Here is a 14,952-nt window from a genome sequence, read left to right on the forward strand (position 1 = left end):
TCGGTTGCATGTCTTTGCTTTTTGTCTTTGCTTTGTATCAGAGTAACCTTAGCAAATCCTAATTTCATGAGCAAGCAAATGGAAAATTCTCGATATACAAAATTAGTTCAACAAGAAATTAACGAGAAAATTCAAGATATTGGAAGAGGTAGCAATGTCCCGGCGAATCAGTTAAAAGAGATTGTCTCGTTATCATTTGTCCAAACTAATGTCAAAAAGTATGTAACTAGCCTTTATATGAGGAAAACATACGATTTATCTGGAGAAGAAGAAATCAAAGAGAAAATCCAACAACATTTAAATCACTATATTCAAACAAAAAACATACAAGTAACGAAAGACAAAGAACAAGTAATCAATAGGCTAGTGGATTCTTCGATCGAAGCAACCGAAAAATCGTTAGAAATTCCATTTTTAGCTAACTATGTGAATAAAGTGAAGCAATTTAAGCCGTTGCTGAATCAATTGATTATTGGAAATGGTGTGATCTTGGTTTGCCTACTTCTGCTATTACTCCACACCATTCATTGGTCACATCAAAAATTCCGATTTGTCGCCTTGATGTTTTTAGGCGCTGGCGGAACACTCCTATTATTACCCACATGGATCTATTTTAGTGGTGTGATTGATCGGATCGGTATTTTAACGGAAAGTGTTTATTACTTTGTACGGGGGTACTTATTGTCTTTCGTCCAAACATTTATATATGCAGGGATACTTGCTGTGGTTATGGCTATTGGAATGTATGTAATCAGTGAGATAAAAAGAAAGGTCGTTATCAATAAAGGTGGGGCTCAAAAATGATCGATTTACATTGTCATATTTTACCAGGAGTTGACGATGGGCCGAAAACCATCGATGAAAGTCTCAAAATGGCGTTGAAAGCCAGAGAACAAGGAATCACACATTTGATGTGTACCCCCCATCATAAGAATGGGCGATTTTTGAATCCCGCTACGAATGTAGCCAATGAAGTAGCAAAATTACAAACTGAATTTGATCGTAACAATATTGAGCTGAAATTGCTCGTAGGTCAAGAAAATCGTATTACTGGTACGTTGATAGAAGATTTAGAAAAAAGAGAAATTATTGGTTTTGGGCAGCAAAAACAGTTTCTACTAATAGAGTTCCCGACGAATGACGTTCCCCTTTATGCAACAAAGCTCTTTTTTGAATTAATTGCTAAAGGCTATATACCAATCATCGTCCACCCAGAAAGAAATAGGATATTCATTAATGATCCGAATAAACTGTTGCCTTTCTTAGATATGGGGGCGCTAGCTCAAGGAACGGCACCAAGTATCGTCGGTTTGTTTGGACGAAAAATCCAAAAGACTGCCAAAACAATGATTCAATTAAATATGGTTCAAATGATTGCTTCCGATGCCCATAGTTTAGAAAAAAGGAATTTTTATTTAAAAGAAGCATATCACATCATTCAAAAAGATTATGGTAATGAAAAAGTTAAATCATTAAAGAAAATGCCGATGGATATCCTATACGAAAACAAAATTGAGCCGTTTACTTATCAAAGAGTGAAACATCGTCGATTTAGTTTCTTTCGTTGATTTGATCCATTCGATAAAGAAAGGTGGCAATGGGATGAGTGAAAATATCGAGGTTACGAAAAAATTTCAAGAGGGCTTTGGCTCGAGAGTCCAATTTTATCGTGTGAAGCTGAAACGCAAAAAATTATATGAACTTTCTAAAAGAATCATTGATATTATTTTTAGCTTTATTGGCCTTGTGGTTTTATCACCTCTCTTACTTTGGATTGCTCTTAGGATATATCTGGAAGAGCCGGGAAAACCAATCATTTTTTCCCAATACCGAGTAGGCAAAAATAAGCAGTTATTCAAAATGTATAAATTTCGTTCGATGTGTGTCGATGCAGAAAAAAAGCTCCCAACGCTACTGAGCAAGAATGAAGTAGAAGGGGCGATGTTCAAGATGAAAGATGACCCACGTGTAACAAAATTTGGACGATTCATTCGTAAAACAAGCTTAGATGAATTACCACAACTATGGAATGTTTTGAAAGGTGAAATGAGTTTAGTTGGTCCTCGTCCATCTTTACAAAGAGAGGTTTCGCAATATACGAAATATGATGAGCAAAGACTATTGGTCAAACCAGGTTGTACCGGTTTATGGCAAATTAACGGGCGTAGCAATATCGGTTTTTCTGAAATGGTGATGCTAGATTTAGAATATATCGAAAAGCGAAGTATTTATATTGATTTCAAAATCATCTATCGTACATTTTTTGTTATTTTGCGTCCTGAAGGAGCGTGTTGATAGGGAAATGAAAAAAAAAGTTTTGCTCTTGAGTGAATCAATGGAAGGCGGCTTAAGAAAACATATCGTTCAATTGATTGAACAATTAGACCAAGAAGAATTTGATCTTTACTTTATTCATGGAACAAAAAAAATGGATCACTGTTTTTCTGATCAATATATGCAGTTAAAAGATCGAGCTACCTTTATTCCCTGTCCTACCTTTACTAGAAATGTCGATGTGAAAAATGATTATGTTACTTACCGCTTCTTGAAACAACAAATGAAAGAAATTCAACCGGATATTGTGCATTGTCATAGTTCGAAAGCCGGTGCGCTAGGGCGAATAGCTGCTAAAAGAAATCGTATTGAGCAAGTTTTTTATACACCACATGCGTATTCTTTCTTATCTTCGGAATTTAAGCAATCTAAGAAGACACTATTTATTTGGATAGAGAAGATGCTAAGTAGGTATGCAACGAAGAAGACGTTTAATGTATCTGAAGAAGAACGAATGGCAGGTATAAAATTACACCTTGATAACCCATCCAAATTTATAGTCATCCGCAATGGATTGCCTGCAATCGACTTTCCTTCTAAAAAAACGATCAAAGAATCTCTAGGGTTGAAGGAATCGAATATTGTTATTGGTAACAACGCACGTCTTTCTTTTCAAAAAGACCCTTTTTTATTTATGGAAGTAGCAAAAGAAGTCATTCAACAAGACCCTAATTATCATTTTGTCTGGGCAGGGGATGGACCACTATTCAAAGAAGTCAAAGCATTTTTAATCAAGCACGATTTGACGGGAAATGTCCATTTATTAGGAGAAAGAACGGATAGTGAACGAATCGTTGCAGGGTATGATCATTATTTGATCACTTCGAGATATGAAGGGTTGCCTTATTCTTTGATCGAAGCGATTCGCGCTGGTGTTCCGATTATTGGCAAAAAGGTGACAGGAGTAGAAGAAATTATTGAACAAACAGGTGGTTGCTTATTAAATACAGATAGTCCTCACTCATTTGCACGAGCAATCCTAAATGCAGAGCATAGCTGTGACAAACAACAAATAATAGCGATCTATCAAAAAAATTATTCATTAAATCAAATGATTCGAGAGATTACAAAACAGTACAACGGAGAAAATTGAGAGAAGGCATAGTATGGACAAACGCTTAAAGGATAAAAAAATATTGTTTATTGCATGGAAATTTTACGATTATCCACAGCTGATCATCGAAGAATTAGAAAGAAAAGGCGCAAAAGTGACGTATTATAATGCGATCCCTTCGGACTCACACCTCAAAATGAAACTTTCTACAAAGTTCAATACCTTAAGAGAGAGTTATCTGAAGCAAATTTTATTAGCGATAGGACAAGAAAATTATGATTACTTTTTCGTTATCAATCCAGTACTGTTTCCTGAAAAGTTCATCAAAGAGGTGACCGATATTGTTGGACCGATCCCTAAATTAGCCTATTTATGGGATTCAATTGCTACATTTTCACAAGTGACTAGATACTTTGATTATTTTAATTATTTATATAGTTTTGATGCGAAAGACTGCAAGAAATACGCAGAATTAAATTTTTTGCCATTATTCTACATAAATTCCGATGAGAAAAACAAAAAAGAGCCAACCTATCTTTTTTCTTTTGTGGGATTCGGTCATAGCATGCGTTACTCATTTATCAATCAAGTAAAAGAACTTTGTGAGAAAAAACAATATAGCTACTATTTCAAACTATATCTTCCTTCTATCTGGCATTTTTATTATTACAAATATGGAACTAAGACACTCGCAACAGCCAAAAAAGAAGAATTCATCTATCAACCACTTCCGCAAACAATCGTTAATGAAGTGGTTAAAGAGAGCAAAATTATTTTGGATCTAGAGCTAGCAAATCAATCAGGTCTCACGATGCGTACGATTGAGACACATGGAATGAGAAGAAAACTGATTACAACAAATCCAGAAGTGAAAAATTATGATTTTTACCATCCTGATAATATTTGCGTAGTTGACCGAAAAAAGCCAGTTATTCCACAACGTTTTATTGAGACAGACTACCATTTACTAAATGATCAACTTTACAAAAACTATCAATTATCCACTTGGCTCGATCGGATCTTCAGTGGAAAGGAGTAAGGAAATTGAAGAGAATTAGCGTGATTGTTCCAATCTATAACGGAAGCTTGTATTTAGAAAATACACTCCAAGCGTTATTGAATCAGCCCTACAAAAACATCGAGTTGATTTTGATTGATGATGGTTCACAAGATGATAGTTATCAAATTTGCCAAAAATTTGCACAACAAGATGAACGTATATTATTGATTCATCAAACAAACGCGGGGATCTGTGCAGCCCGTAATACAGGGTTAGCTTATGCGACAGGCGAATTTGTTAGTTTTATCGATCAAGACGATGCAATTGATCCCAATATCTATGTCTATTTGTCTAACAAAATCGGAGATGCAGATATGATCGTAGGCGGCAAATCGATGCAGTTGATTGATAAGAAACAACTGCTTTTGTCTGAAATAGATTACTCCTATGAAGAAAAGCAATTAAAGGATCAAAAAGAGATTGCTTATGCTTTGTTTAATTTAGATCATCGAATGACGTTTCTCCATTTATGGAATTGTTTGTACCGAAAAAAAATAATAGATGAGTATGATTTGAAATTCGATGAAAGATTTCGTTATGGGCAAGAAGATACTTTATTCAATTTTAACTATGTTTCTAAATGTCAAACGATTCAGCTGGTCCCCGAAGTAGTTTATCAATATAGTCAACGTGAATTGACGAGTACTTCTTTAAAAAATAATCCCTCAGCTGTGAAAGATTTTCAAATATTTATAGAAACAATTGGAGAAATTGAATGGAATGAACGCGTTTATCCCTACTATCAAAAATATCGCTATACTTATTTTTTACGACATGGGTTGAATATCTATACCCAATTCGGCATGAATACAGCGAATCAAAAAAAGATGCTACAAGATATCCAACAACTATTGTCCAAAGAGAAAATACAGAAACCTTTAATCATAGAATCATCACGGTATTATAGAAACTATTTATGTCTGGTGAGTCGTTTAATGGAAAAACGGAGATATCGAACCTTGAATCAGTTGATTTATGGAACCAGTTTTATAAAAAAAATGTTGAATAGGGTGTCTGCTGGATGATCATCGTTGCTTATTTTGCTGTACTGATACTTAATTTTATTGAAGTTTTCAGAAATAAACGCAATAAATATTTACTCTTATTAAGTGTTTTGATCCTCGGATTGATTTTTGCAGGTGGTACTGAAAATACAGACATGGTCTACTATAAAGCAACTTATTTTGATGATGCACGTATCAAATATAAAGCGACAGAATTCGGCTTTTACTATTTTGCACAGTTTTGCCGACAATTAAATTTAGGACTCTTTGGTATGCGTGGGTTGGTCTTTTTATTTGCAACCCTATTAATCGGTGCGACAGTTAAAAAATATTGCGTAAATACTCATCTATTTATAATTATTTATACGTTATTTTTATTTTTTATTGATGCTATTCAACTAAGGAATTTAGTGGCGATATCTCTTGTGATTTATTCATTTCCATATTTAGTAGAAAATAAAAAAATAAAATATTTTTTTGGCATAATTAGCGCTAGCTTATTTCATACGATCAGTTTATTTTATCTACCGTTTTTATTTTTATCTTCAAAAAACAAAAAGTTTTTTATTCAACTAATGGTTGGTGGTGCAATTTTTCTGGAGTTGATCTATGTAATCTATAGTGGAACTCCTCCCTATTTGAATTATTTAATCGAAGAGTTCTCAACAAATTCCGGAAGAATCCAACAATATACTGAAAAAATAACAAATGGTTCGATACAAGTTATTTTTCTTTTCTTGCTGAATGTGGGGTTAGCATACTGGGCACATTTAGGATTTCCTAAAAGTACAATCAGTCAAAAAAATAAACTATTCTCACAATATGTGTTTTATGCTTCGGTGATTTTATTGATGTTTATTCCTTTGCTTTGGTATTCTGTGGAATTTTACCGTTTAGCCAGAGGTATATTGCCTTTGATTTATATTTCTGTGATCAATGCTAGTTATAAATACAAAAAAGTCACCTATTATCAACTCGTTTTGTGGGGGATGTTAGTTATTCACCTTCTGGCTTGGTTTTATGTTTCTTATTTTTCGATCTCTATACCTGAAAGGATTTTTAATCCGCTATTTTATCAGAATGAATGGCTATAAGAAAGGACAAAATACAATGAGCATCTTATTTTTGAGTGGGATTTCTGCAGAAGAAAATAAAGGTATTTTTAAAAAGAACTGTTCCCAAGCAAAGTATATGAGCAATCATAAAAAGCAATGTTGGTTACTTTATTTTAAAAAACAAGAAATAAGAGTACGTGAGTTTTATGACAAGCAGATGATTCACGACAGTCTATTAACAAAGAGTGATGCAACGAATCACCGTCAAAAAATAAAAGATATCCAAATAGCAACAAAAAAATTATTGTTGTCGAGAGAATGGACTCATTTCTATTTTCGGGATCAATATTATACAAAAATAATGAGTGAACTGTTAAGTATCTCTCAGCAAAAAACAATTCAAACGATTATGGAAATTCCTACTTATCCTTATTATAAAGAACAATTGAATGTAGCACCCAATAAGTTAAAGGGTGGATTGAGTCTAGTATGGAATTACTTAGGTGATCGATTGTATGAAAAAAAATGCAATAAGATTGCAGTAATTGAGGCGAAGACAAGTAATAAAAAAAAGGCGAAGATGGTTTCTTTTTACAATGGTGTAGATCCGGATAATTTGCCAGTCAATTTATATCAGAAAAATGAAGAACAGCCTACACATCGGGTAGTTGCTGTTGGAAATTTTTATCCTTATCATGGGCTGGATCGTTTAATTGAAGGACTTGAATATTATTATCGGACAAAAGATGAGATAGCACCAGAGGTCTTCTTTGACATTGTTGGTGGGGGACCAGCAATTGAAGAGTTAAAACAACTGGTAGCATCTTACCGATTACAAGGATACGTTATATTTCATGGGTATAAAGATCGTCAAGAATTAGAACAGCTTTATGGTGAAGCTTCAATGGCTATCGGTACATTAAAGTTACATCTACGAGGTGCCAATATTGAGACAGCTATCAAAGTATCCGAAGCACTTTATCAAGGAATTCCAGTGATTACATCAGGCGAAACACCATTTTTTAGTGCAGTAAAACAAAATATTTATCAAGTAAAGGATGATGATTCACCGATCTCAATCAACGAAATGCTTCAATTTTTGGGAAAAAAACGTATCCCTGTTGGGGATCAGGTGTTACTCGACCTCTTCTCATGGGAAAAAATAATAGAAAAAATAGTAAATTTTGGGAGTGAGAATTGATGAAAATATTAGTAACTGGAGCAAACGGTTATTTAGGAACTGGAATTGTAGACCAACTGATCAATGATGGAAATGAAGTTATTGCGACAGATGTCAGAACGAATCGAATAAATAAAGAAGCCACTATCTATCAAGAAAATCTTTTTGATATTTCTGATCCGTATCATTATTTTGGTGAACCGAACGTATTAGTCCATCTTGCATGGCAAGATGGATTTATCCATAATGCAGAAAGTCATATTAGAAACTTATCCGATCATGCACTATTTTTAAAAAAATTTTTCTTATCAGGAATCGATAAAATCGTAGTGATGGGATCGATGCATGAAGTTGGATTTTATGAAGGCTGCATTAACGAATTCACTAGTACACACCCAATGAGTTACTATGGCATTGCAAAAGATTCATTGAGAAATTTCAGTTCGTTTATGGCTAAAGAAACCAATAAAAAATTTCAATGGTTGCGTGCTTATTACATTGTATCGAATCAACCGGGTGGTAGTTCGGTTTTTTCAAAAATCATTGAGAAAGCCAAGGAAGAAGAGGTAAACTTTCCTTTTACAATGGGGGAAAACCAATACGATTTTTTAGACTATGATGATTTTTGTTTTCAAGTAGCAGCAGCTGTTGAACAAGACGAAATCTCAGGAATCATTAATATTTGCTCAGGTTATCCTGTTAAATTAAAAGAACGTGTCGAACAATTCATTGCAGATAATCACTTGAATATTCATTTGGATTATGGTGCCTATCCCGATAGAAAATATGATTCTAAGGCTGTATGGGGGGATAATAAAAAAATACAAAAAATTTTAAAACAAGCAAAAAATAAAAAAATAAGTAAGGTGTAAGAAATGAGACTATCTGTTTTCGGTATGGGCTATGTAGGGCTAGCAAATGCATTGTTGCTTGCCCAAAATAATGATGTGGTTGCTTATGATATCGATCAGAAAAAAATCGAGAAACTAATAAAAGGTTGTTCCCCAATCGAAGATAAAGAGATCCAAGAATTTTTGAATAATAGAGAATTGGGAATAACTTTTACACAAGACTTCAAAAGTGCAGCATCATGGGGAAAATTTATTTTGATTGCTACTCCAACCGATTATGATGAAGAAAAAAACCTATTCGATACTTCCTCCATAGAAGAAGTAATCGAAAAGGTAAAGGCAGTACGTACGGATGCTGTATTTATCATTAAGTCAACGATTCCTTTAGGTTATATTAAGTATTTAAAAAAGAAATATCAATCAGAGGATTTTATTTTTTCACCAGAATTTTTGCGGGAAGGAAAAGCATTGTATGATAATCTCTATCCTTCTCGTATCGTTGTAGGCGAAAACACGAAAAGAGGACAAAAAATTGCTTCGATGTTTAAAAAAAATACTCGAATAAAAGATGTTCCTGTTATTTTAACTGATTCAACAGAAGCAGAAGCGATCAAACTGTTTTCTAATACCTATTTAGCATTAAGGATTGCTTATTTCAATGAACTTGATACTTATGCTGAAATGAATGGATTAGATACAGCTCAAATTATCTCGGGGGTTTCAATGGACCCAAGAATAGGGGACTATTATAATAATCCTTCTTTTGGTTATGGCGGATATTGTTTACCGAAGGATACGAAACAATTACTAGCGAATTACCAGCACGTGCCAAATGATCTGATCCAAGCCATCGTTCAGTCAAATGATACAAGAAAAACATTTATTGCAGATCGTATCATGGAAAAAAATCCAGATATAGTAGGGATTTATCGTTTAACAATGAAGGCGGGCTCTGATAATTTCAGATATTCATCTATTTTAAGTATCATGCGTCTTTTGAAAGATCAAGGCATTAACGTAGTCATTTATGAACCGACAGTGAAGAAGGAGCATTTTTCGACATTTAAAGTAATAAAGGACATTGATGAGTTCAAGAAGCATTCAGATGTGATATTAGCCAATCGATTTGATCCGTTACTCAAAGATGTAGAAATGAAAGTCTATACGCGAGATATATTTGGAAGGGACTAATAGAATTGAAACATGTGCTTAAAAATTTTGGGTATCAGTCATTATTTCAACTGACAAAGATTATCATGCCAATCATTACAGTCCCAATTGTTTCAAAAGCATTAGGTCCTGGAGGATTAGGGATTTTTAATTACACCAATTCGATTACTCAATATTTTGTGTTAGTCGCTAGTTTAGGGATCTCGATGTATGGGAATCGAGAAATCGCATTAGTTTATAATCGTAAAGAAAATATTTCAAAAACGTTTTGGGAAATCTGTTTATTAAAAGCAGTTTTAACATGTATTACACTTTTAGTTTTTTTGTTATTTACTACTTTTTTAGGTAATAAGATCTATTTCTATATACAAAGTCTCACTATTATAGCTGTTATGTTTGACATTTCGTGGTTTTTTATGGGAATCGAGGATTTCAGAAAAACGAGCATGATCAATCTGGGAATTCAATTTGTTACTTTCATTTTAATTATCTTTTTGATTAAAGATTCTTCTGATACGATTTTATATGTTTTACTACAGTCAGTAGGAACCTTATTATCTCAACTATTGACATGGCTATTTATTCATAAACATATAAATTTTAAAAAGGTAGCATTCTTAGATAGCTTTAGACATATCCGATCATCTTTTGAATTTTTTATCCCACAGGTTGCTATTTTACTTTATACGAATCTAAACAAGACTTTATTGGGTGTTTTTATTGGTAGTACAGCTGTTGGTTATTACACTAATTCATTAACAATCAATACGGTATTTATCACGGTTATTACAACGCTTGATATGGTGCTATTACCGCACATGAGTGGGTTATATGCCAAAGGAAACATTAATAAGATGGTGGACATCATTGATAAGACGATTCATTTACAATTATATTTTAGTGTTCCAGCGATGTTCGGGATGCTTACGGTTTACGATAAATTAGTTCCCTGGTTTTTTGGGAAAGAATTCTTATTCATCAATAAAGTTATTCCACTTTTTTCTATTTTGATCGTTGTGATGCCCTTAGGTATGTCCATTTCTAGACAATATTTGATACCGATTGGCAAAGTAAAAATCTACAATAAATCTGTATTAATTGGTGCGGTTATCAATATTTTATCTAATTTAATCTTGTTACCGTGGATCGGTTTTTTTGGAGTGGTTTTTTCAAACCTTTTAGCAGAAATTTTTGTAACAGTGGTACGTACAAAATCATTCTTGAATCAAACAAATTTTAGCTTTAAGAAAAAAAACTTACTGGTTATTTTTTGTTCATCCATTATTATGTGGTTCGTTACAAGAATAATTACAAATGGCATGTCACCTACCTTTTTGACTAATCTAATCCAAGTTTCTATAGCCGTCCCTATCTATTTTTTACTAACGTCTTTGTTTGGCTATAACCCTATTTTGAGTGGTTTAGGGAAATGGAAAAAAGAAAATTGAACACGAGTAGTTTCCTTGCTCAAAATTTTTAATAATTTCAATAAAGAGTAGATTCGTATTTTTTTTAAGAAAAAATGACGTTGAATAATCCTTTAGAGTAAAGAAGTAAATAGACGCAGTTTGGTTTCAGGTAAAATTTACTATTCTTGTAAACAACCCAATCATTCCTATACACTAACCTTTTATGTGATACCCAATTACCTAGATGCCAACTACTATATTTACAATCAACTTTGGAGGGCGAAATTTATGAGCAAAATTTATGAGGTAGCTACTATTAATACAGGTGGTCGTAGTGGTAAAATTTATTCACAAGAGAAAAAATTTTTGTATGATGTCGCAGCACCTGGAACCCAAAACACGGATGCAACAAATCCCGAAGAGCTCTTTGCAGCAGCTTATAGTGCCTGTTTTAACGGTGCCTTAGAATTAGTTTTATCTAGAAAAAACATCAATCAACCTAGTTCAGTAAAAGCAAACGTTGCCTTGCTGAATCATGGAGAGGCAGATTTTACAATAGAAGTTCTTTTGACAGTCTTTATCAAAGATATGCCGAAAGATGAAGCAATACGTTTTGTTGAAGAAGCAGATCAAGTTTGCCCTTACTCAAAAGCTTTGCGTGGAAATGTAACAGTAAATTTAGAAATCAGTGACACTGACTTCTAAAATCGTTCCTTTCCATCAAAAGTAATGATGAAACATATTAGAAAAGCCATGGGGGAGCTTTTCTAATATGTTTTTTTTTTATTTGTTCATGACTAGATGGTAAAAAAATAAAAAAAATAAGATGAAAGATTTAAGTAGAATAAAGACATAGGGATATATTATTTGCTTTATCTCTTATATTCTCTCAATGAGGCTGGAGGATTCAATTCATCCAGCCTCAAACTCCTAAAAAAAGAACGATTAATCGTTCATTTCAAGAATCTAACAATTGATTGTGAAGGAGCGGAAAAGATGAAGTTGTTTGTATGGTGTTTAACGGTATTAACTAGTTTTAGTTTGGGGATGTTGGTGATGTTTGTTTTTAATTATCCTTATGAAAATTATGGGAATGAAACGAAAGAAATCAAGGTTGCCAATGTTTCTAGTTCGTCCACATCTGCGGATGAAATTGAGGAGCCGGAAAAATTCAATGTATCATTAAAAGAAGCACTTGAAACTTATCAGACTTGTTATCCTAATCAAGCGATTACTTCTGTGAAAGTTAGTCAGACTGTTGGTCCTTACTATTACGAAATTACTGGTAGAGATGCAACTAAAGAATGCAGCGTAAGAATTTCAACTAAAACAGCGAACATCAAAAAAAAAAGTATATCGCAGACGAAACAAACACGAACAAGCCACTACCGAGCAATCCGCAGATCTGTTCAATATCAAAAACTTAAAAAGTTTATCGGAAGTTACTAAAGTAGCTGAAAATGTAGCTGAAAAAACGAATGGGACAGGAAAAGCGGTAAAGTGGTTCCTTGAAAGACAATCAGGGAAATCGTATTGGACAATTACTATTAAAGAAAAAATAAAAAAAGTGACAGTCAAAGTTGATGCGTATACTGGCGAAGTTCTAAAAGCTGAGCAGAAGTGAGCGAAATGAAAAAAGCGACTGCGGCTGAAGCATGTGAAACGACCCTCAAAAGTTAGATTTTTGGTCTAACTTTTGAGGGTCGTTTCATTGGACATTGATTTTTATACGTTTTTTGGCAATTGTTCATAAAAAGCTGCTTTAGTTGCTGTAATATAAGGATTTAACCATAAATAACCAATTCCAGCAGTTAGCATGGCTAAGATATGCCAGCCAATAAAGGATAGATCAAGCCAGAACAATTTACCTTTGTAGCCATCCATTAATTTACGACTAGCAGTGATCGTATTGAGCACTCCTGGTTTTTCCCCTGTTTCAGTGATAACATCATAGTAAATGAAGTAACTTTGGGAATAAGAATAACTTTTGATGATACCAGGAATAACGAATAATAACGCCCATGAATAATAACGCCCATAAAGTAGTAAAGATCGAAATCAAAATAGCTAGTAAAATCACACCACCAAGAAATAATCCTGTAAAACCACGAAAGGCATCTTTAAATGGTTCGATGGTCGATTTGGTTCCACGCAGGATATCTAGATAGGTCCATGAGATCCCACTCATAAATAGTGCGCTGATAATACCAGACACAATACCACCACCGCTAGAAGCAGCACCTCCGTTGGTATTGTTTGCCATATCTTGGACAGCTGCAGGATCATTATAAGAATGAGCAAATAATAAAGCGGTCGGAATAGCTATGATCATAATGAGTGCAATTGTGATTAACGTTGGGACTAAATTCAATAATACAGCTTGTCCCCAGCGTCCTTTTAAACTGTCTTTTGCTTGTTGTTTCAGTTCTTTTGAAGATAGCATGAGTTTCACTCCTTTTTATTTATGCCATAAGTATAACAAAGAAGAAACAATTTGGCTTTCTTTATCTTTTATCTGTTATTATAATTTCTTTAAAAAATGAAGGTTAAATAAACACCTGTTACCCAATGAACCCTTGCAAAAAAGAGTTAGAACGATTATGATGATGGGAGTTGTCAATGCGATTATTATAGAGAAAGTAGGGAATTGAATGACACAACCTGCCATTCGTTATCGTTTAATCAAAAAAGAAAAACATACCGGTGCCCGTCTTGGTGAATTGATCACTCCTCATGGGACATTTCCCACACCAATGTTTATGCCTGTGGGAACACTAGCAACTGTCAAAACCATGTCACCTGAAGAATTAAAAGCAATGGGTGCGGGAGTCATTTTAAGTAATACGTACCATTTATGGTTAAGACCTGGAGAAGACTTGGTAGAAGAAGCAGGCGGCTTACACAAGTTCATGAATTGGGATCAACCGATTTTGACAGATTCAGGTGGTTTTCAAGTGTTCTCGCTAAGCGATATGCGTAACATCGAAGAAGAGGGTGTCCATTTTAAAAATCATTTAAATGGTTCTCGGATGTTTTTATCACCAGAAAAAGCAATTAATATCCAAAATAAATTAGGATCAGACATCATGATGAGCTTCGATGAATGTCCTCCTTTTGATGAAAGCTATGATTATGTCAAAAAATCAGTGGAAAGGACCTCACGTTGGGCTGAGCGAGGCTTAAAAGCCCATCTGAATCCTGATCGTCAAGGATTATTTGGTATCATTCAAGGAGCTGGGTTTGAAGATTTACGTCGCCAAAGTGCAAAAGATTTGATCTCAATGGATTTCCCTGGCTATTCAATCGGTGGTTTGTCTGTTGGCGAACCTAAATCAGAAATGAACCGTGTGTTAGAGTTTACAACACCATTGATCCCTGAGGATAAACCACGTTATTTAATGGGTGTTGGTGCAGCAGATTCATTGATTGACGGCGTGATTAGAGGAGTCGATATGTTTGACTGTGTCTTGCCTACACGTATCGCAAGAAATGGTACTTGTATGACTTCACAAGGACGCTTAGTCGTGAAAAATGCACAATACGCACATGACTTCCGCCCAATCGATGAGAAATGTGACTGCTACACATGTAAAAATTATACACGTGCGTATATTCGTCATTTGATCAAATGTGATGAAACATTTGGGATACGGTTAACGTCTTACCATAACTTGTACTTCTTATTAAACTTGATGAAACAAGTGCGTCAAGCGATCATGGATGACAATTTATTAGAATTTCGAGCAGCCTTTTTTGAGGAATATGGGTTTAATAAAGAGAATGCCAAAAGTTTCTAATCTTTTTCACTAAATTTATGTAAAAAACTAGTGTCTCA

At 34.1% G+C, this 14,952-nt stretch carries 15 protein-coding genes and 1 pseudogene; 15 read left to right on the forward strand and 1 reads right to left on the reverse strand.

Features of this window, described 5'->3' with window-relative positions; genetic code table 11:
• The first annotated feature begins 78 nt into the window (after positions 1-78).
• The 14 genes from IGJ23_RS01085 to IGJ23_RS01150 all read left to right on the forward strand — a co-directional run bounded on the left by IGJ23_RS01085 (position 79) and on the right by IGJ23_RS01150 (position 12,741).
• Positions 79-804, forward strand: coding sequence for a hypothetical protein (locus IGJ23_RS01085; RefSeq protein WP_228197237.1), 726 nt, complete (start codon positions 79-81; stop codon positions 802-804).
• Positions 801-1,568: a tyrosine-protein phosphatase gene (locus IGJ23_RS01090; RefSeq protein WP_010720309.1), complete on the forward strand. Its 768-nt coding sequence runs from the start codon at positions 801-803 to the stop codon at positions 1,566-1,568. Before IGJ23_RS01085 ends, IGJ23_RS01090 begins: the two co-directional genes overlap by 4 nt.
• 34 nt (positions 1,569-1,602) lie before the next feature.
• Positions 1,603-2,295, forward strand: coding sequence for a sugar transferase (locus IGJ23_RS01095; RefSeq protein ID WP_096709714.1), 693 nt, complete (start codon positions 1,603-1,605; stop codon positions 2,293-2,295).
• Positions 2,296-2,302: 7 nt separating this feature from the next.
• Positions 2,303-3,427, forward strand: a complete 1,125-nt coding sequence (locus tag IGJ23_RS01100; RefSeq protein WP_010720307.1) for a glycosyltransferase — start codon at positions 2,303-2,305, stop codon at positions 3,425-3,427.
• A gap of 13 nt (positions 3,428-3,440) precedes the next feature.
• The gene (locus IGJ23_RS01105) at positions 3,441-4,427 is read left to right on the forward strand and encodes a hypothetical protein (protein WP_010720306.1); all 987 of its coding nucleotides are present in this window, start codon (positions 3,441-3,443) and stop codon (positions 4,425-4,427) included.
• A gap of 5 nt (positions 4,428-4,432) precedes the next feature.
• Complete coding sequence (locus IGJ23_RS01110; RefSeq protein WP_010720305.1) at positions 4,433-5,473, forward strand: glycosyltransferase family 2 protein; 1,041 nt, start codon at positions 4,433-4,435, stop codon at positions 5,471-5,473.
• Complete coding sequence (locus tag IGJ23_RS01115; RefSeq protein WP_010720304.1) at positions 5,470-6,546, forward strand: EpsG family protein; 1,077 nt, start codon at positions 5,470-5,472, stop codon at positions 6,544-6,546. Before IGJ23_RS01110 ends, IGJ23_RS01115 begins: the two co-directional genes overlap by 4 nt.
• A 16-nt stretch (positions 6,547-6,562) precedes the next feature.
• Positions 6,563-7,708, forward strand: coding sequence for a glycosyltransferase family 4 protein (locus IGJ23_RS01120; RefSeq protein ID WP_161652308.1), 1,146 nt, complete (start codon positions 6,563-6,565; stop codon positions 7,706-7,708).
• Positions 7,708-8,559 (forward strand): NAD-dependent epimerase/dehydratase family protein, encoded by an 852-nt coding sequence (locus IGJ23_RS01125; protein ID WP_010736877.1) that lies wholly within the window; start codon positions 7,708-7,710, stop codon positions 8,557-8,559. The genes IGJ23_RS01120 and IGJ23_RS01125 overlap by 1 nt, the downstream gene beginning before the upstream one ends.
• A 3-nt stretch (positions 8,560-8,562) precedes the next feature.
• Complete coding sequence (locus tag IGJ23_RS01130) at positions 8,563-9,729, forward strand: nucleotide sugar dehydrogenase (RefSeq protein ID WP_207431832.1); 1,167 nt, start codon at positions 8,563-8,565, stop codon at positions 9,727-9,729.
• Between the two features lie 5 nt (positions 9,730-9,734).
• Positions 9,735-11,156, forward strand: a complete 1,422-nt coding sequence (locus IGJ23_RS01135) for a flippase (RefSeq protein WP_010720300.1) — start codon at positions 9,735-9,737, stop codon at positions 11,154-11,156.
• Between the two features lie 249 nt (positions 11,157-11,405).
• Positions 11,406-11,822: an Ohr family peroxiredoxin gene (locus IGJ23_RS01140; RefSeq protein ID WP_010736880.1), complete on the forward strand. Its 417-nt coding sequence runs from the start codon at positions 11,406-11,408 to the stop codon at positions 11,820-11,822.
• A gap of 291 nt (positions 11,823-12,113) precedes the next feature.
• Positions 12,114-12,566 carry a hypothetical protein gene (locus tag IGJ23_RS01145; protein WP_207431834.1) on the forward strand — a complete coding sequence of 151 codons (453 nt, stop codon included), beginning with the start codon at positions 12,114-12,116 and terminating at the stop codon, positions 12,564-12,566.
• Positions 12,532-12,741, forward strand: coding sequence for a PepSY domain-containing protein (locus IGJ23_RS01150; RefSeq protein ID WP_368014327.1), 210 nt, complete (start codon positions 12,532-12,534; stop codon positions 12,739-12,741). Before IGJ23_RS01145 ends, IGJ23_RS01150 begins: the two co-directional genes overlap by 35 nt.
• Positions 12,742-12,842: 101 nt before the next feature.
• Here IGJ23_RS01150 and IGJ23_RS01155 read toward each other — a convergent pair.
• A pseudogene (locus IGJ23_RS01155) lies at positions 12,843-13,560 on the reverse strand (DUF975 family protein).
• 208 nt (positions 13,561-13,768) lie between these two features.
• Here IGJ23_RS01155 and tgt point away from each other — a divergent pair.
• On the forward strand, positions 13,769-14,914 hold the full coding sequence (gene tgt / locus IGJ23_RS01160; protein WP_010720296.1) for a tRNA guanosine(34) transglycosylase Tgt: 1,146 nt from the start codon (positions 13,769-13,771) through the stop codon (positions 14,912-14,914).
• Positions 14,915-14,952 lie beyond the last annotated feature (38 nt).

Source organism: Enterococcus sp. DIV1682a, from assembly GCF_051711005.1.
In the GTDB taxonomy this organism is placed as follows: domain Bacteria; phylum Bacillota; class Bacilli; order Lactobacillales; family Enterococcaceae; genus Enterococcus_B; species Enterococcus_B hirae.